17 protein-coding genes are annotated in these 18286 nt (G+C 65.5%); 9 read left to right on the top strand and 8 right to left on the bottom strand.

The features are described from left to right. Positions 1-91: 91 nt before the first annotated feature. The 4 genes from D6M19_RS11105 to D6M19_RS11090 are packed head-to-tail and all read right to left on the bottom strand — an operon-like array spanning position 92 to position 4081. A complete protein-coding gene (locus D6M19_RS11105; protein ID WP_123025247.1) occupies positions 92-1054 on the bottom strand; it encodes a Gfo/Idh/MocA family protein in 963 nt (320 codons plus the stop codon). Then, entirely contained in the window at positions 1051-1923 is an 873-nt protein-coding gene (locus tag D6M19_RS11100; protein WP_123025246.1) for a sugar phosphate isomerase/epimerase family protein, read from the bottom strand. Before D6M19_RS11100 ends, D6M19_RS11105 begins: the two co-directional genes overlap by 4 nt. Then, entirely contained in the window at positions 1920-2927 is a 1008-nt protein-coding gene (locus D6M19_RS11095) for a Gfo/Idh/MocA family protein (protein WP_123025245.1), read from the bottom strand. The genes D6M19_RS11100 and D6M19_RS11095 overlap by 4 nt, the downstream gene beginning before the upstream one ends. Next, positions 2924-4081: a phytanoyl-CoA dioxygenase family protein gene (locus tag D6M19_RS11090; RefSeq protein WP_123025244.1), complete on the bottom strand. Its 1158-nt coding sequence runs from the start codon at positions 4079-4081 to the stop codon at positions 2924-2926. The genes D6M19_RS11095 and D6M19_RS11090 overlap by 4 nt, the downstream gene beginning before the upstream one ends. Before the next feature lie 153 nt (positions 4082-4234). Here D6M19_RS11090 and D6M19_RS11085 point away from each other — a divergent pair, with 153 nt between their 5' ends. Next, on the top strand, positions 4235-5239 hold the full coding sequence (locus tag D6M19_RS11085) for a LacI family DNA-binding transcriptional regulator (RefSeq protein ID WP_123025243.1): 1005 nt from the start codon (positions 4235-4237) through the stop codon (positions 5237-5239). A 123-nt stretch (positions 5240-5362) separates the two neighbouring features. Here D6M19_RS11085 and D6M19_RS11080 read toward each other — a convergent pair whose 3' ends face one another. Further along, entirely contained in the window at positions 5363-6076 is a 714-nt protein-coding gene (locus tag D6M19_RS11080) for a hypothetical protein (RefSeq protein ID WP_123025242.1), read from the bottom strand. Between the two features lie 395 nt (positions 6077-6471). Between D6M19_RS11080 and D6M19_RS11075 the strand changes: the two genes are divergently transcribed. The 5 genes from D6M19_RS11075 to D6M19_RS11055 all read left to right on the top strand — a co-directional run bounded on the left by D6M19_RS11075 (position 6472) and on the right by D6M19_RS11055 (position 12136). Further along, positions 6472-8409 (top strand): 2-oxoacid:acceptor oxidoreductase subunit alpha, encoded by a 1938-nt coding sequence (locus D6M19_RS11075; RefSeq protein WP_123025241.1) that lies wholly within the window; start codon positions 6472-6474, stop codon positions 8407-8409. Then, positions 8406-9476 (top strand): 2-oxoacid:ferredoxin oxidoreductase subunit beta, encoded by a 1071-nt coding sequence (locus D6M19_RS11070; protein ID WP_123025240.1) that lies wholly within the window; start codon positions 8406-8408, stop codon positions 9474-9476. Before D6M19_RS11075 ends, D6M19_RS11070 begins: the two co-directional genes overlap by 4 nt. Before the next feature lie 10 nt (positions 9477-9486). Next, positions 9487-10053: a molybdenum cofactor guanylyltransferase gene (mobA, locus tag D6M19_RS11065; protein WP_234834808.1), complete on the top strand. Its 567-nt coding sequence runs from the start codon at positions 9487-9489 to the stop codon at positions 10051-10053. Positions 10054-11084: 1031 nt separating this feature from the next. Then, on the top strand, positions 11085-11411 hold the full coding sequence (locus D6M19_RS11060) for a transglycosylase family protein (RefSeq protein WP_123025238.1): 327 nt from the start codon (positions 11085-11087) through the stop codon (positions 11409-11411). A 326-nt stretch (positions 11412-11737) separates the two neighbouring features. Then, the gene (locus D6M19_RS11055; RefSeq protein WP_234834812.1) at positions 11738-12136 is read left to right on the top strand and encodes a transglycosylase family protein; all 399 of its coding nucleotides are present in this window, start codon (positions 11738-11740) and stop codon (positions 12134-12136) included. Here the strand turns inward: D6M19_RS11055 and D6M19_RS11050 are convergent. The 3 genes from D6M19_RS11050 to D6M19_RS11040 are packed head-to-tail and all read right to left on the bottom strand — an operon-like array spanning position 12128 to position 14245. After that, a complete protein-coding gene (locus D6M19_RS11050) occupies positions 12128-13291 on the bottom strand; it encodes an FAD-dependent oxidoreductase (RefSeq protein WP_234834807.1) in 1164 nt (387 codons plus the stop codon). The genes D6M19_RS11055 and D6M19_RS11050 overlap by 9 nt on opposite strands. 31 nt (positions 13292-13322) lie before the next feature. Continuing rightward, on the bottom strand, positions 13323-13853 hold the full coding sequence (locus D6M19_RS11045) for a PaaI family thioesterase (protein ID WP_123025235.1): 531 nt from the start codon (positions 13851-13853) through the stop codon (positions 13323-13325). Next, a complete protein-coding gene (locus tag D6M19_RS11040; RefSeq protein ID WP_123025234.1) occupies positions 13850-14245 on the bottom strand; it encodes a winged helix-turn-helix transcriptional regulator in 396 nt (131 codons plus the stop codon). The genes D6M19_RS11045 and D6M19_RS11040 overlap by 4 nt, the downstream gene beginning before the upstream one ends. Before the next feature lie 64 nt (positions 14246-14309). Here D6M19_RS11040 and D6M19_RS11035 point away from each other — a divergent pair, with 64 nt between their 5' ends. From D6M19_RS11035 to D6M19_RS11025, 3 genes are all read left to right on the top strand, one after another. Further along, entirely contained in the window at positions 14310-16298 is a 1989-nt protein-coding gene (locus tag D6M19_RS11035) for a S9 family peptidase (RefSeq protein ID WP_123025233.1), read from the top strand. A gap of 11 nt (positions 16299-16309) precedes the next feature. Beyond that, positions 16310-17566 carry a saccharopine dehydrogenase family protein gene (locus D6M19_RS11030; protein ID WP_123025232.1) on the top strand — a complete coding sequence of 419 codons (1257 nt, stop codon included), beginning with the start codon at positions 16310-16312 and terminating at the stop codon, positions 17564-17566. A gap of 90 nt (positions 17567-17656) precedes the next feature. Beyond that, positions 17657-18271 carry a DUF937 domain-containing protein gene (locus tag D6M19_RS11025; RefSeq protein ID WP_123025295.1) on the top strand — a complete coding sequence of 205 codons (615 nt, stop codon included), beginning with the start codon at positions 17657-17659 and terminating at the stop codon, positions 18269-18271. Positions 18272-18286: the final 15 nt, after the last annotated feature.

Here is an 18286-nt window from a genome sequence, read left to right as displayed (position 1 = left end):
ATGGCGCGGATATATCACCGTGTTGTCATACCTGCGGGGCGGCCGAGATCGACTTCACCGTGGACTGCACGGAATTAACTGCCTTGTGCTTCTATCGCGGCGTCATACCTGCGGCCCGGTATGCGGCGTCCACATAAGCCATGTTCTCCACCGCGTCGGCGGTGTCGATCGGTAACGGTGTGCCATGGAGCACGTGGGAGGCGAACGCCTCAAGCTGATAGCTGTAAGAGGTCCTGGTGCCGTGGTGTTCGACGCGCGTACCCGCCGGTGTGCGGATCGTGAGTCGGTCATCCTCGTGGGGCTTGATGAAGTTGTGCACCAAGAGATCCCCCTTGGTACCGACGATGCGCACCGTGAACGAATGGTCGGGGGCGGCCATCGTGTTCGCGCTGAGGCCGGTCGCGCCGCAGGGAAAGCCGAGCTCCACATCGCACCATTCGTCGACACCGGGAGTGCGTTGGCTCGCGTGCGCGCGAATGACCGACGGGTGGCCGAGCCTGCGCATGATGTGTAGGCCGTAGCAGCCGAGATCCATCAGCGCCCCACCGGCCATCTCGAAAGACCAACGCGGGTCGGAGGCATCGGGGGCGGGCATCGCCATCCGCACCTCGGCGTGGTGCATATCGCCGATCGTTCCGTCGACGGCGACCTCGAGTGCGCGGCGCATCACCGGATGGAAGAGATAGTGAAAGCCCTCCATCACCGTGACGCCCGTCGCCTGCGCGGCTTCGGCAACCCGCTGTGCCTCGGAACGGTTGCGCGAGAACGGCTTCTCGGTGAGCACCGGCTTGGCCGCCTCGATCGCCGCGAGATTCCACGGGGCATGCAGCGAATTCGCCAGCGGGTTGTAGATGGCATTGACTTCCGGGTCGGCGATCACCTCGGCATAGGAGTCCAAAACTCGCTCGACACCGTGCTTTTCGGCGAAAAGCGCGGCGCGGCCCCGATCGCGCGCGGCGACGGCGACCAGTCGGTGACCCAACTGCTTGGCGGGGCCGACGATGGCGAGATCGGCGATTCGGGATGCACCGAGCACCCCGATCCGCAAACTCATACCGCTACGCTGCGGCATACGTTCTGCATGAACGTCACACTAGCGCGCACATCGTGCAGCGGACCCTCGTCGGTCGGATCGTCATCGAGGATGGTGTCCTGCTCCATGACGAACCAGCCGTCAAACCCATTGCTCCGCAGCGCGGTGACGATGCCCGCAATGTCCACGTCCCCCACTCCGAGTGGCGTGTACATGCCGCCGCGGACCGCCTCGGTGTAGGTCAACTCGCCTGCCTGCACACGCGCGGCCAGCTTTGCGTCGACGTCCTTCAGGTGGGCGTGGGCGATCCGGTGCGGCACCTCCCGTGCCAGGCGTAGCGGGTCCGTCCCGCCGATCAGCAGGTGGCCGGTGTCGAGGCACAGTCGAATCTCCGAGCCGTCGAGCACCCGCCCGACCTCGTCGCGGGTTTCCACCATCGTGCCGACGTGTGGGTGCAGCACGGCCAGCACGCCGCGGTCGGCCGCGGCGGCTGCGAGCCGGTCCAGGTTGGCAAGCAGGGTCTGCCACTGCCCGTCATCGAGAGTCGGTCGCGCGTCATACCCGTCGGAGCCCGTCGCAGCGGCGAGCACAAGCACATCTGCCTCGCACGCCACGATCGCATCCAACGATGCGGCGATATCGGGCAGCGGATCGTGGCCCAGATCGTGCAGCACCACCGGTGCGAACTGGCCGACGCAGCGCAGGCCGTACGAGTTCAGCAATGCGGTCAGACTGGCGGGGTCAGACGGTAGAAACCCTTCGGGCCCAAGTTCCGTCGCGGACATTCCGACGTCGCGCATCTCGGCGAGCACGCGTTCGGGCGTGAGCTGATATCCCCATCCGGGTACTTCACACACACCCCACGAGATCGGGGCACCGGCGATCTTCATCGAGACCTCACTTCCTCAACCCGTACTGGAACGCCACGCTTCAACGACTCCGTCGCCGCCTCGGCAAGCCAGGCGACTTCGACTGCATCCTCAACGGTGCACGCGGGAGCGGCCTTGCCGTTCGCTACGTCGACGAAGGCCGCGAGCTCCGCACGGAACGCCTCGGTGAAGCGGTCCATGAAGAAGTGGTGCGCTGGGCCCTCGGGGAAGTCGTTGGCGGGGTCGACGTTTCGGACCGGCGCACCCTGGTCCCAGCCGGCGACCACAGTGTCGTGGAAACCGTGAACTTCCAGGCGACAGTCGTAGCCGTGGCCGTTGTACCTGGCTGCCGAGACCACGCCGAGGGTGCCGGATTCGAAGCGCACCACCACGGCGGCGGTATCGACGTCGCCGAACTCGCTGAACCGCGGATCACCCTGCACGCTGCCGGTGGCGTAGACGTCGACGGCCTGCTCGCCGGTAATCCAGCGCAGTATGTCGAAGTCGTGCACCGCGCAGTCGCGGAAGATGCCGCCCGAGCCTGCGATGTACTCCATCGGTGGTGGGGCGGGGTCCATCGTCGTGCTTCGGACCGTGTGCAGGGTGCCGAGCGAACCGTCGTCGACGGCACGCTTGGCCGCGGCGAATGCGGTGTCGAAGCGACGCTGGTAACCGACCTGCACCGGGACGCCGGAGCGGGCGATGATGTCGGCGACCTTGGCGCTTTCCGCGGCGGTGGCGGCGATCGGCTTCTCGCAGAAGGTGGGGATCCCGCGCTCGACGGCGGCCAGTGTCAGCGCGGCGTGGGCGGGCGTCGCCGCGGCGACCACGACTCCGTCGATCTCCGACGAGAGGAGCTTGTCGACCGAATCAGCCGGTGTGGCACCGTGTTTGGCCGCCACCGCCGCGACGAGCTCGGGCCGCTCGTCGGTGACGACGAGCCTGTCGACGCCGTCGAGGGCGCTGAGGGTGTCGGTGTGGAAGGCGCCGATGCGACCCAATCCGATTACGCCGAGTGTGGTCACGGGACTCTCCGATCGTCCTTGTCGCGCATCGCGACGTCGAGTTGTTGTGGGGTGGCACCGTCAGCCAGCGCGGCCAGCACCACGTCGACCTGCGACGCTGGGGCGAGGCTGCCGATCGGCTGGTCGATGTCGAGGTTGGTGGGGAACGGGTAGCCTTCCGCGGTCGCGACGACGACGTTGTGCAGCTCGCGCTCGGGGCGGCCCGCAGCCTTCATCGCGAGCAGCGCCGGGTAGATCGCCCGCACCATCGCGGTCCGGTCCAACGCCTCCATCGCGCGGCCGAATGGCGAGGAGATCTGCAGCAGGTTGGCCATGCGGTTGATATCTGTCGACTCGTTCGTCCCTGCGCCGTGATACAGCGCGGGATTGAAGAACAACGCGTCGCCGCTGCGCAGCGGGGCTTGCACGTGGTGTTCGTCGAAGAACGCCACGAACTCGGGCCGATTGAACGCGATGTAGCCGCCGAGGAATCGCTGCGAGTAGGGCAGCAGCATCGTCGGGCCGCTCTCGACCGGCATGTCACAGTGCGCGACCGCACCCTGCAGGGTGAGCATCGGTGACATGCGATGCAGATGTGCGGGGTAGGCCGCAAGGTCGTCCGGCGCGACGAAGCCGAGGTGGTAGTCGCGGTGCGGAACTTGTTGTTTGCTACCGGGATTGACGACGTTGACCTGCGAGGTGACCTGGTATCGCGGCCCGAGCCACGCCTCGGAGATCACCGCGATCGTGTCGTTGGCGTAGTAGTGCGCGAACACGTCGGGAGCATGCAGGGCCAGCTTCTGCGCGGCATTCCAGATGCGGTCGTTGGCGCCTGGCTCACCGAAGTGGTCGCCCGCTGCGGAGCCTGCTGCGCGCTGAGCCTCGATGATGGCGTAGAAGGCGCTGCTGGCCCGGTCGACGACGGCCGTGCTGAAGGCGTCTTCGAACACCACGACGCCGGGCCCGTCGGTCAGCGCGCGGATGAGCTCGGCCTGTAGTGCTCGCCGGTCAGACGGAGCAGTGGCCGGGTAAACCAGGACGTTGTCTCGCACGTCGATGGCGTGTGGGTAGTCGGCAAGGTCGGTGTCTTGGGCCACCGCGGCACGGAACTCGTCGAGCCCGCAATCCGACTCATCGATCCACGGCCTGTATGCAGTGGTCAGTGGGGTTGCCATGTCGCTAGTCTGGTTGTCGACCGCACCGCAATCAACACCAGAAACCCATCAAAAACGCCTCACGATCTTGCGCGAGCAGACGCAAAAGTGCCCTTCCAGCGGCGTGTTGCGGCACATTTGCGTCTGCTCGCGGGGAGACGGGACACCAGCCCGATGGCTCACCGCTTCAAAGTCCGCGAGATCGCTCAGCAGTCCGGGCTGAGCGAGGCCACGGTCGACCGCGTGTTGAACGAGCGGCCTGGCGTGCGGGAGAACACCCGCGCTGAGGTGATGCAGGCGATCGCGGACCTGGACAAACAGCGCGCTCAGCTGCGGTTGAGCGGCAGGCGCTACCTGATCGACGTGGTCATGCAGACCCCGCAGCGATTCTCCGACGCGTTCCGCGCTGCCGTCGAGGCGGAGCTGCCGGTCTTCGCGCCCGCGATGGTGCGGGCCCGATTTCACCTGTGGGAGACCGGGTCGACCGGGCAGATGGTCGAAGCGTTGTCCCGTTTGCGCGGCAGCCACGGCGTGATCCTCAAGGGCCAGGATGAACCCGAGGTGGCCGAGGTGATCGACCGGCTCGTCGACGGCGGCGTTCCCGTGGTGACCTATGCGACCGATGTGCCCGGCAGCGCGCGCTGTTCATATGTCGGCATCGACAACCATGGCGCGGGCGTGACCGCCGCCTATCTGATGGGGCAGTGGCTGGGCGCGTCACCGTCGGATGTGTTGATCACGCTCAGCCGCAACGTGTTCCGTGGCGAGGGCGAGCGCGAGGTCGGCTTCCGGTCTGCGCTGCGCGGTTCGGGCCGCCAGATCGTTGAGGTGAGTGACAGCGACGGTATCGATGCGACGAATGAGCGGTTGGTGCTCGAAGCGCTGGAGCGCAACCCGGCGGTGGAGGCCGTCTACTCCGTAGGGGGCGGAAACGCCGCGACCGTTGCCGCGTTCGAGCGGCTAGGACGCGACTGCCGGGTGTTCATCGCACACGACCTGGACGCCGACAATCGGCGACTGTTGCGCGACGGCCGGATCTCCGTCGTGCTGCACAACGATCTACGCGCCGACGCGCGGCTGGCGATACGGTTGATCCTGCAGGAGCGCGGGGCGCTGCCCTTCGAGGCGGCACGTCCGGCGCCGATTCAGGTGATCACGCCGTTCAACCTGCCCGGTTGATTCGGCGGGCCGCACGTTTGTGAACCTGACGACGTTAGACGGCGATTTGCGTCGTCAGATTCACAAACCGGCGTGGTTGCTCGGCTAATGCTGGCCGCCGGGCGAGCAGCGTGCCAGGGACACTCAGAATCGAACCTCCGGCGGCACGGCGTCGCCCCACACCCAGACGAACTGGTTATCTGGCGGTACTGCGATCTGACACCAATTGTCCTTCTGGCATCCGATCAGATTCACCTGTGGGCCGTCGGGCGCCCCGTCGACAAAGCCGGGGAGCTTGTCCTCATCTTTTCCGCCGGGGCGTTTGTACCTGTCGCGATCGGCGGTGAGCTGGAACATGTGGTCCGCGGACGGGGCGGGTTGCGCAGGCTTCGGCGCCTCAACCACCGGCGGCTTGTAGACGCACGACATCTTTTCGCTGGATCGCCAGGGAGTGCCAGTTGACGCTATCGTCCCGCTCGCAAAGCCATCGGGGTCGATCTGGCCGCGGAATGCCGTGGTACTTCCCTTGGCCGGCCCGCTGTCGAAGTTGATGGTGAAATTGATGCTGTTTCCATTCATGCCGCCGTAGGGAGTCCCGAACGAGCCTTCCTGGAATCCAATGACGGCCCCCATCGCCTTGCCCGGCCCGACGGTCCGTCGCGGTGAACCAGATACCGGAATTTGGTACGTCCACCCGTCTGGCTCGATGCCGGCCGGTGTCTTGACCTGGAGAATGGTCGGAAATTCATACTCGCAGGTCTCGGCCTGTGCGGGCACAGCGGCGGTGAACATTCCAATTGTGCTGGCCGCGATCGCCGAAGCGGCGATGAGTGGCAGGTGCTTGCCTGTCTTTTCCATGGTGTCCCCTTGAGTTCCATCCGACCTGCGGCCGACGTTAGGGAGGCCGGGTATGTCAGCGCATCAGGTGTTTCCCCATCAATGCGCTTGCGGCGAAACGTTAGGGTGCTAGCCGGGAGCTACCGGCGGGTAACAATTTCCTTAGAGAAGTGGTGTCGCGGCAACGTGACGAAGCACACACTTTTGTCTCAGCGAGTCCTCGCACACTGCGCTGACCATTATTTTTGCGCGTGTGTCACCTGCTGGTAACCCGCGAGTCGTGCAAAACGGGTCCTAAGAGAAGTGGTTTAATCGGTACTGCGGGTGACACCAAATTTGATGGACATTTGAGCCTGGTGGCGCGATCAGCCCGCGACTGACGAAAACGTCCGAGAGCAGCACGAAAGGCGGGGGTTGTGAGCCCGAACGGCAACGGGGCCAGTCCGGCGGCTCGCCAGAAGCTCGAAAAGGTCGTCATACGTTTCGCCGGCGACTCGGGCGACGGCATGCAGCTCACCGGTGACCGGTTCACCACCGAGGCCGCCCTGTTCGGCAACGACCTTGCGACGCAACCGAATTACCCCGCCGAGATCCGCGCACCAGCAGGCACTCTTCCGGGCGTCTCGTCGTTTCAGATTCAGATCGCCGACTACGACATTCTGACCGCGGGCGACCGTCCCGATGTCCTCGTAGCGATGAACCCGGCCGCGCTGAAGGCCAACATCTCCGACCTGCCCCGCGGCGGCCTTGTGATCGCCAACGCCGACGAGTTCACCAAGCGCAACCTGGCGAAGGTCGGATACGAGGCCAACCCGCTGGAGACCGACGAACTTTCCGATTACGTCGTCCAACCCGTCGCGATGACGTCGCTGACGCTCGGCGCGGTCGAGTCGATCGGCGCCACCAAGAAGGACGGCCAGCGCGCCAAGAACATGTTCGCGCTCGGCCTGCTGTCGTGGATGTACGGCCGCGAACTCGAGCACAGCGAGGCGTTCATCCGGGAGAAGTTCGCCCGCAAGCCCGATATCGCCGAGGCCAACGTGCTGGCTTTGAAGGCAGGCTGGAACTACGGCGAGACCACGGAGGCATTCGCCAGCACCTACGAAGTGGCGCCCGCGAAGCTGAAGTCCGGGGAGTACCGCCAGATTTCGGGTAATACCGCCTTGGCGTACGGCTTGGTCACCGCGGGCCAACTCGCCGACATCCAGTTGGTGCTCGGCACCTACCCGATCACGCCGGCGTCAGACATCCTGCACGAGCTCTCCAAGCACAAGAACTTCAACATCCTCACCTTCCAGGCCGAGGACGAGATCGCGGGCATCGGCGCGGCGATCGGCGCTTCCTACGGCGGTGCGCTCGGCGTCACCAGCACGTCGGGTCCGGGTATCTCGTTGAAGTCGGAGGCCATCGGCCTGGCCGTGATGACCGAACTTCCGCTGATCGTCATCGACGTGCAGCGCGGCGGACCGTCCACCGGCCTGCCGACCAAGACCGAGCAGGCCGACCTGCTGCAGGCGATGTTCGGCCGCAACGGCGAGTCACCCGTCGCGGTGATCGCGCCGCGTTCACCGTCCGACTGCTTCGATGTGGCGGTCGAGGCCGCCCGTATCGCCATCACCTACCACACGCCGGTGATGATCCTGTCCGACGGCGCGATCGCGAATGGCTCTGAACCATGGCAGATTCCCGACGTCAGCACCTACGCGCCGATCGCGCACACCTTCGCAAAAACCGGTGAGCCGTTTCAGCCGTACGCCCGCGATCCCGAGACGCTGGCCCGTCAGTTCGCCGTGCCTGGCACCCCGGGCCTTGAGCACCGCATCGGTGGCCTGGAAGCGGCGAACGGCTCGGGCAACATCTCGTATGAGCCGAAGAACCATGACCTGATGGTGCGGCTGCGGAAAGCCAAGATCGACGGCATCGCCGTGCCGGATCTCGAGGTCGACGATCCGACGGGCGACGCGGAGCTGCTGATGCTCGGCTGGGGTAGCTCGTACGGACCCATCGGCGAGGCGTGTCGGCGGGCAAGGCGCAAAGGCATCAAGGTCGCCCACGCGCAGCTGCGTAACCTCAACCCTTTCCCCGCGAATCTCGGTGAGGTGCTTCGGAGCTACCCGAATGTGGTACTGCCAGAGATGAACCTCGGCCAGTTGGCGTTGCTGCTGCGCGGCACGTTCTTGGTTGACGTGCAGTCGGTGACCAAGGTGGAAGGCATGGCGTTCCTGGCTGACGAGGTCGAAGGCATTATCGATGGCGCGCTGGACGGAACGTTGAGCGAAAAGGAAAGCGACAAGGCTAAGTTCGCGCGGTTGGCGGCGGCCACCGTGGAGACTGGCGTGGGAGCAGACACATGACCGACCTGATAGGAACGGACCTCGGTCTGGTTCCCGGCACCGGCGGCGTGCCGACAACCGATGAGCCGCAGAAGGCCAAGGACTTCACCAGCGACCAGGAGGTCCGGTGGTGCCCGGGGTGCGGTGACTACGTCATCCTCAACACGATTCGCAACTTCCTGCCCGAGTTGGGTCTGCGTCGCGAGAACATCGCCTTCGTCAGTGGTATCGGCTGCTCGAGCCGGTTCCCGTACTACTTGGAGACCTACGGCTTCCACTCGATTCACGGCCGGGCCCCGACGATCGCAACGGGTCTTGCTCTTGCCAGGCCGGATCTGTCGGTCTGGGTTGTCACCGGCGACGGTGACGCGCTGTCCATCGGCGGCAACCACCTGATCCACGCCCTGCGCCGCAATATCAACGTGACAATCCTGCTGTTCAACAACCGGATCTACGGTCTGACGAAAGGTCAGTACTCGCCGACGTCGGAAACCGGCAAGATCACCAAATCGACGCCGATGGGCTCGTTGGACTACCCGTTCAATCCGGTGTCGCTGGCGCTCGGCGCCGAGGCGACCTTCGTCGGCCGCGCGCTGGACTCCGACCGCAAGGGGTTGAGTGAGGTGCTGCGCGGTGCCGCCCAGCATCGTGGTGCCGCGCTGGTCGAGATCATGCAGGACTGCCCGATCTTCAACGACGGCTCGTTTGATGCGTTGCGCAAGGAAGGCGCCGAGGAGCGTCTGATCAACCTCTCCCACGGTGAGCCGATCACCTTCGGCGCCGGCGGCGAGTACTGCGTCGTGAAGTCCGGATTCGGACTCGAGGTCGCAAAGACAGCCGATGTGGCCGCCGAAGCGATCGTGGTGCACGACGCACACATCGACGACCCCGCATACGCCTTCGCGCTGTCACGGCTCTCCGAGCAGAACCTCGAGCACATGGTGATGGGCATCTTCCGTCAGGTCAGCAAGCCGACCTACGACGATGCGGCGCGTCAGCAGGTCGCCGTTGCCCGCGATGCCAAGCCGCACGACACGGCCGCGCTGCAGTCGCTGCTGCGCGGTAAAGACACCTGGACCGTCGACTAATCTCACTGACGTGACATCGCCCGTACCGCTTGCTGCTGTCGTACTGGCCGGCGGCGCGTCTCGCCGGATGGGCCGCGACAAGGCCACCATGCCCTACGACGGCTCGACCATGGTCGAACTGGTCGTCTCTGCCCTTAGCGCCCGGTGTTCGCCGGTGTTCGTCATCGCCGCTCCTGGCCAGCCGCTACCCGAACTGCAGGCCGAGGTCTTGCGCGACGAGGTGCGCGGGGTCGGTCCGCTGTTGGCCACCGGACGCGGTCTGCGGGCGGCCGCGGATGCCGGGCGTGAGCTGGCCTTCGTCTGTGCGGTCGACATGCCGCATATGGATACCGAGTTGATCGGCGAACTCGCCGAACACGCGGCCCGGCTGGGTGTCGACGTGGTGCTGCCGTGGGACGGCCGCGACCATTATCTGGCCGGCGTCTACCGCACCGAGCTGGCTGATCGGGTCGACGCGCTGATCGCATCGGGGGAGCGAAGCATGCGTGCGCTGGTGGACACCGTCGACACGCAACGCATCGTGATGCCGACGCAACGGGCACTGACGAACGTGAACACCACCGCTGACCTATCCTGAACCGCGGTCCATGGCCTAGCTGAATTCGTAGCAAATTACTTCATTCGTATTGCTTGGTGTGGCATCGAATTATTAGCCATTCTTTCGTGAATCTTTCGCCATTGATCCGTAATTAGTTCGCTATTGAATTACCGCTTTCATCTTCTCGGTGTCCCACGAGAACGCCTCTCGCCGTGCAGATTTCGGTGCCTCGTATGCGACTTCCAGCCCGCCGCTTCGCAATGGCGGCAAACGAGCCTGACAGCGATCCGCACTGAAGTCGATCCCGATGCGCCATTGAGATCGCCGCGACGGACAGTCGCGAAAACGCAACGAGCGCTTACCTGCCTTGAGATTCGGAATACGCGTTGTCGTCGTGAGATATCCACCTCCCCTTCATAATTCATGCGTCCTGGTGGTTCGAAAAGCCAGCGGGGTACAGGTGAGCCGGACGTGGGCTGAATGTATCAATGGCGCGAAAGCTACTGTCTAGCAGATAAATTCGTCACTGATCGACGACATGGTAAGACAGCAAACTATTTCGGCCGTGTAGTTGCTGAAAAGCACTGGTGCAGGCCAATTCTGGGGCGATCTGACCTGGAATCTTTGAGTTATCAATCAAATTCGGAGTGTCCCAGGTCACAGAATATGTGTGATTTGGCCCACGTTGCCGTCGTGCCAGCCGTGGCGTGACTCCGAGGTCAACACGCCGCGATGACCTGCGCGGACTGCACAAATTGGCGATCGTGATCTGACCGTGATCTAACCGCGACACGTTCTTCACCGAGATGACTTTGTCGAGACGGCTTTGTACGTTTCCAGGCGGCTCGGAAATGAGCAAATAATTTCAAACCACGAACCTGCGTGTGAGCGGGGCCGCGGACGGCGTGATGGCCTGCTTCCGCGGTCGCCGGGCGTACCACCCGGTGGAAGTGATCTTTCACTCCCCCTGTCGTGCCTAACCGAGACGGCACGGCCCAAGTCTCTGCCTCAACGGCATCGGCGCCTGCGTGAGCGGGCGTTGTTGGCGCGCGCTTGGCGAAAGGAAAGAAGTGAAGAACATCCGCAAAACGTTCGGGCTGGCCACCATCGCTGGGGCGTTGGCCCTGGCGCCGATGGCGTTGGCGACCGGCACCGCGAATGCGGACAGCGGTGTGAACTGGGATGCCGTTGCGGCGTGCGAGTCGGGTGGCAACTGGGCCATCAACACCGGTAACGGCTATTACGGCGGCCTGCAGTTCACCATGGGCACCTGGCATGCCAACGGTGGAGCGGGTTCGCCCCACCGCGCCAGCCGCGATGAGCAGATACGCGTGGCCAACAACGTGCTGAAGAGCCAAGGCATCGGCGCGTGGCCAGTCTGCGGCAGGCGGGGCTAGTACCGAAAGCGCACAACTGAGAAAGGTGCCGGTGCCCCAAGGGGTCCGGCACCTTTCGTATTCACAGCAGTCACAAAATTCACTTCTGGCACTTCCTTAACAATTTACTCAAATTGCCCTTCATACTCATTTGCCACATCGCTAGCTGTGTCCTATCCCGTCCCGATAACGTGCATATACCTCCTGTGTAACGCCTGACACTCCCAACCCGAAAACCCCAGTAGTTACACGGTCGGGGAAGGACCAAAGTGATGAAGAAACGCCACTCGTTCATCCGGACGGCGAAAAAGGCCGCCTGGCTGGTCGCAATTGCCGGGGCGCTCGCAATGGCGCCGATGACGCTCTCAGCCGCCACGGCGAATGCCGACAGCGTGGACTGGGATGCCATCGCCCAATGCGAATCCGGCGGCAACTGGTCGACGAACACCGGAAACGGGCATTACGGCGGCCTGCAGTTCAAGCCGTCGACCTGGGCCGCCAACGGCGGTGTGGGCTCCCCGTCGACGGCGTCGCGGGAAGAGCAGATCAGGGTCGCCGAGAACGTCCTGCGAACGCAGGGCCTGCGCGCCTGGCCTACCTGCGGCTCAGCCTCGGGTGGGCCCGCGGTGTGGAACGCGTCGAGTCCCATGTTGGGATGCGGCGCGATGCGCGGTGGCGCGGTGCTCGGACTGGTAGACCTGCGTCAGATCTGCTCGACGTTCCTCAGCCCCTTCGGCCTAGGCTGACGCCGCCGTCGGCGCCCGGAACGCCGACGTCGAAGCCACCGCGGCCAGATGCCGGTTCAGTAACGCCTCCGGCACCAGGACCGTCGCGCGACTGGCCAGCGCGCTCAGCAGCGCCGGCCGCAGGTTGACGACCCTGCCGATCATCGCCGATTCGCGCGTCAACGCCCTCACCCGTGGCTTGCGGTACGCCGCGAACCGGGCGAACGCGGTCGGTAGATCGCCGCTCTGATCGACGAAGGCGGCCAGGATTGCAGCGTCCTCCAGCCCTTGACAGCCGCCCTGGCCGAGATGCGGCCGCATCGGGTGGGCGGCATCGCCGACCAGAACGATCGGGCCCTTCGACCAGATGCGCGCCTCACCGCGGTCGTACAGGTCGTTGCGCAGGACGACCTCGGCGTCGGTTGCGGCCAGCAGCGCAGGCATTGGCTCGGCCCATGACCCGAACCTGATCTTGAGATACTCGAGTTCGCCCTGCGGTGCGACCCGACCCTCCGGGGCGCGCTCGGTTGCGAACCAATACGTGTGATCGGGGCCAAGCGGTACATGCCCGCATTCACGTCCTGCGCCGAACGTCTCGCCGGCGAGGTCATGGTCGATTGCGGCGTCGGCGATGCCGCGCCATGCGGTGTATCCGGCGTAGCGGTTGTGCAGAGGGCCGTTGAGGTGGCGGGCCACCACCGAGTGCGTGCCGTCGGCGCCGATCACGGCGGCGGCCTGGCGCGTCGTCGAATCAGACAGTGTCACGCTGACACCGTCCGGTGTGGACTCGATGTCCTCGGCGCTGAGTCCGGATTGCACAGTGCCGCTCGCCAGCGCACCGGCCAAGATGTCGTTGAGCGCCGATCGACGAATCACCACCAACGGCTCGCCGAGGGCCTTGACGATCCGCTGCCCGGACGGACGACGCAGCCACGTGCCGTCGCGCCAACGCATCGCTCCGGCGGTCACCCGACCGCCGGCCTCCCGCACCGCGTCACCGAGCCCGATGTGGTCAAGTGCCGCAAGGGCGTTGGGCCAGATGCTGATTCCAGCCCCACTGGTGGTGTCGGAGCGGGCCTCGAGGATCGTGACGTGATGGCCACCGCGCTGCAATGCGACCGCCGTAGCAAGACCCGCTATGCCGGCACCGATGACAAGGAACTGCTGCTGCGCCACCCGTCGAACGTAGCGCCTCGGCCCTGCGTGACTACAGGTCGAAGACCAACAGCGTGCTGGTCGCCGTCGCCACCACCGCGCCCGCGGCATCGGTGACGACGCCCTCGGCGAAGCCGACCCGCGATCCCGACTTCACGACGGTTCCTGTCGCGGTGAGCACTCCGCTGTTCAGCCGGACCGCCCTGAGGTAGCTCACCTTGATCTCGACCGAGGTGTAGCCCTTGCCCTGCGGCAGCGTGCTGTGCACCGCACAACCGGTGACGGAGTCCAACAGCGTGCAGACCAGACCGCCGTGCACGGCCCCGATCGGGTTGTACGCCGATTCGTCGGGTTCACACGTGAAAACCACCCGCCCCGGGTCGGCCGAGACCATGTCGAAGCGCAGCAGGCCCGCGATCGGCGGCGCAGGCAGGTCACCATTCGTGATGGCCCGCAGATAATCGATCCCGGCCATCGTCAGGCCCTTGGCGGTGCTCGGACCGGGTTCATGCCAGGTGACGGTGCGTGACCGCTGGGATCCCCAGTCCTCGCGCGTGGTCGCGTCGGCCAGTTCTGCGGTCATCGTGATCCCTTCACTTTCAGCTCGCCCATCGGTCGGTATCTGTGTTGTCGATCGGGGTCGTCGGGCGCGACGGCGTGATGTTTCCCCCATTCGAGGAGTGCGTCGAGAACCGGCGTGAGTGCTGCGCCGGAGTCGGTGAGCCGGTATTCGTAGCGGATCGGGCTGTCGTGGTACTTCGTCCGGGCGACGATGCCTGCACTCTCGAGCGTCTTGAGCCTGGCCGCGATGCGGTCCCGCGGTGCCCCGGTACCCGCGACGATGTCGCCGAAGCGGGTGGCCCCGAGCGCGATCTCACGAATGACGAGCAGCGCCCATCGTTCACCGACGAGACCGAGCGCCGCCGCGATCGGGCAGGGCCTGCCGGGAAGGTCGGCCAGCGCGGTGATGCTCATGGCGCCAGTGTGCCAGCAGTGAGTTTGAATATCAAACTCACATGGGCTGTGCTACGAACGTCGCATGACCGAAACCCCATTCGGCGATCTCGACGACTTCTTCGCCCTGCCGAGGGTCTCCGGGCTGGCGGTCTCACCGGACGGCTCGCGGGTCGTGACGACCGTCAGCGAGCTCAACGACAAACGCACCGAATACGTCGCCGCGGTCTGGGAACTCGACCCGAAGGGCCGGGCCCCGGCTCGACGCTTGACCAGAGGTGCGAAGGGGGAGTCGGCGCCGGCCTTCACGTCAGGCGGCGACCTGCTGTTCGTCGCGGTACGTCCGACCGACGGCGAGGACAAGCCGCCCGCGGCCTTGTGGAGTCTGCCCGCGAGCGGCGGCGAGGCCGTCGAGGTCCTTGCGCCGCCCGGCGGCGTCGACGTGGTCAAGACGGCGCACCACAAATCGGCAGCGGTGGTGCGTGCACCGCTGCTGCCGTCGGCGCGCAGCATCGACGACGACCGCAGGCTGCGGGATCTGCGCAAGGACGACAAGATCACCGCGATCCTGCACACCGGCTATCCGATCCGGCACTGGGACAAAGATCTCGGCCCAGGCGCACCGCACCTACTCGCACTCAACCTGCGCGACGACGCCACCCCGGTCGATGTCACGCCGCGACCGGGTGGTGCTCTGCGCGACGCCGACTTCGACGTCAGCCCCGACGGCAGCTTCGTCGTGACGTCATGGCGGCGGCCCGCGCCGGGCGCGTCGCAACACTCCGTGCTCGTCCGCGTCGACCTCGCATCCGGCGAACACACGATCATCGCCGACGAACCGGAGGCCGATCTGTGGAGTCCGGCCGTTTCCCCGGATGGGACAGCCGTGGCGTTCATCCGGGAGTCGTACTCGACACCGGAGCGCGCACCGCGAATCAGCCTGGGCTACTTGTGGTTCGGTGAGGAGCCAGCCGAATTGGGCGCCGACTGGGATCGCTGGCCGGCATCCGTCACGTTTTCGCGCGACGGCGATGCGTTGCTTGTCGCCGCAGACGACGGCGGTCGCCGCCCGATTTTCCGAATCGGCATCGCCGACGGCAAGGTTGAGCCGCTGACCACCGACGACTACGCCTACACCGATGTGACGGCCGCACCCGGCGGCATCGTCTATGCGCTGCGAAGCTCATACGCATCGCCACCGCACCCAGTGCGTATCGATCCCGACGGCACCATCACGCCGCTGCCGTGCGTCGAACCGCCCCAGTTGCCCGGCTCGCTCACCGAGGTGTCGGCGACAACCGACGACGGAAACTCGGTGCGATCGTGGCTGGTGCTGCCCGACCGGCAGACGCCCGCGCCCCTTGTGCTCTGGGTCCATGGGGGGCCGCTGGCCAGCTGGAACTCCTGGCACTGGCGGTGGAACCCGTGGGTGCTCGCGGCCCGCGGTTACGCGGTGCTGCTTCCTGATCCGGCGCTCTCGACCGGCTACGGCCAGGACTTCATCCAGCGGGGCTGGGGCAACTGGGGCGGTGCGCCGTTCGAGGATCTGATGGCCGCCACCGACGCTGCGTGCGCCGACCCGCGCATCGATGCATCGCACACCGCCGCGATGGGCGGCTCGTTCGGCGGCTACATGGCGAACTGGATGGCCGGCCACACCGACCGGTTCGAGGCCATCGTCACCCACGCCAGCCTGTGGGCGCTCGACCAGTTCAACTCCACCACGGACGCCGCCTACTACTGGCTGCGCGAGATGACGCGCGACATGGCGAAGGCCAACTCGCCGCACCACTTCGTCTCCGAGATCCGCACGCCGATGCTTGTCATCCACGGCGACATGGACTATCGCGTGCCCATCGGCGAGGCGCTCCGACTGTGGTACGAGCTGCTCAGCGAATCGGGTCTGCCCGCAGGCGACGACGGTACAAGTCCACACCGGTTCCTCTACTTCCCCTCGGAGAACCACTGGGTGCTCGCACCGCAGCACGCGAAGATCTGGTACCAGGTCGTCATCGCGTTCCTCGCCAAGCACGTGCTCGGTGAGGACATCGAGCTACCAGAGACGCTGGGGTAGCGTCGGGAATCATGAGCACCGGGCAGCGGGAGTTCGACATCGTGCTGTACGGCGCGACCGGGTTCGTCGGAAAACTGACCGCCGAATACCTGGCCAAGGCGGGCGGCACCGCTCGCATTGCGCTGGCAGGCCGTTCCCAGGACAAGCTGTTGGCGGTCAGGGAAACGCTTCGGGAGACGGCGCAGTCCTGGCCGCTGATCACGGCGGAGGCGTCGCAGCCGTCGACGCTCAATGCGATGGCAGCGCGCGCGCAGGTCGTGGTGACGACCGTCGGACCGTACAACCGCTACGGGCTGCCACTTGTTGCCGCATGTGCTGGCGCAGGAGCCGATTACGCGGATCTCTCCGGCGAGCCGATGTTCATGCGCGAAAGCATCGACCGGTACCACAAACAGGCCATCGACACCGGCGCGCGAATCGTCCATGCATGTGGATTCGACTCCATTCCTTCGGATCTCAGTGTTTTTGCGCTGTACCGGCGGGCAAGCGACGATGACGCGGGTGAGTTGGCGGACACCACATTCGTGGTGCGGAAGATGTCCGGCGCGCTGTCGGGCGGCACCATCGCGTCGATTGCGGATGTGGTGCGGGCGACGTCGGGTGATCCGGAGACGCGGCGCCTCCTCGAGGACCCGTACACACTGACCCCTGACCGGGCGGCCGAGCCCGAATTCGGTGCCCAGCCTGACTATCCGTGGCGACGCGGCGCTCAGATCGCGCCGGAGCTGGACGGTATATGGACCTCGGGATTCTTGATGGCGTCGACGAACACGCGAATCGTCAGGCGCAGCAACGCCTTACAGGACTGGGCGTACGGCAGTCGGTTCCGATACTCGGAGTGCCAGAGCGTCGGGTCGTCGGCATTGGCCCCCGTCGCGTCGGCGATGGCCGCGGGTGTGGGCGCAATGGTCAGCGGCTTGGGCAGCCGGTACTTCGACAAGGTGCCGGAGGGTCTGGTTGATCGTGTTGTCCCCAAACCGGGCAGCGGCCCCAGTGAACGCACCCGTGAACGGGGTCACTACAAGATCGAGACGTATGCGACCACGACGACCGGGGTGCGCTACCGGGCCACCATGTCGCAACAGGGCGACCCCGGCTACAAGGCCACCTCGGTGTTGCTGGGCGAAAGCGGTTTGGCGCTGGCTGCCGATCGCGACCGGCTGTCCGAACTGCGCGGTGTGTTGACTCCGGCGGCGGCAATGGGCGACGCGCTGCTGGCTCGATTTCCCGCTGCCGGTGTGTCATTGAGCGTTGACCGGCTCAATTGATCTGCGAGCGCAGAACACCTGTCAACCAAGATCATGTGGACTAGTGTCGTGCTCGACATTCGGTAACCAGCAATGAAGGTGGACACGACAATGGCAGGTCTCGACGAACTCTTCGCGCAGATCCCCGTAGCGGACATCGCGAGCAAAATCGGTGCGGATCAAGCCGAGGTGAACAACGCCATCCAGACGCTGGTCCCCGCACTCGTCGGTGGGCTGGCGGAGAACGTCCACTCGAACCAAATCGACTCGAGCAAGATCGAGTCCGCAGTGGCCGAGCAGGGCGCCAGCGGCCTCCTGGACGGCGGGGTGAACGTGGACCAGGTCGACGAGAAGCAGGGCGACCATCTGGTCGCATCGCTGTTCGGCGGTAACGACAGCAACGCTGTCGCGTCGGCACTCGCCGGAACGGGTGCCGGTGGTGGCGACCTGATCAAGAAACTGCTGCCCATCCTCGCGCCGATCGTGCTGGCCTACATCGGCAAGCAGCTCACCAAGGGCTCAGACTCGGCGCCCGCTCAGCCGCAGGCACAGTCCGCAGGGGGTGGCGGCCTCGGCGACATTCTGGGCAGCATCCTCGGCGGTGCCGCGGGTGGTGGCGGTGGCGGGAACAATCCACTCGGCAGCATTCTCGGCAGCGTCATGGGCGGCGGAGGGAACAACGCGATAGGCGAGATCCTGGGCGGCCTACTCAGCGGCAAAAAGTAGGGCGCCGGCCGGGCC

This window comes from Mycolicibacterium stellerae, from assembly GCF_003719305.1.
Taxonomy (GTDB): domain Bacteria; phylum Actinomycetota; class Actinomycetes; order Mycobacteriales; family Mycobacteriaceae; genus Mycobacterium; species Mycobacterium stellerae.
The sequence above is the reverse complement of the archived record's forward strand: the minus strand, read 5'-3'. Positions and strand labels throughout refer to the sequence as shown.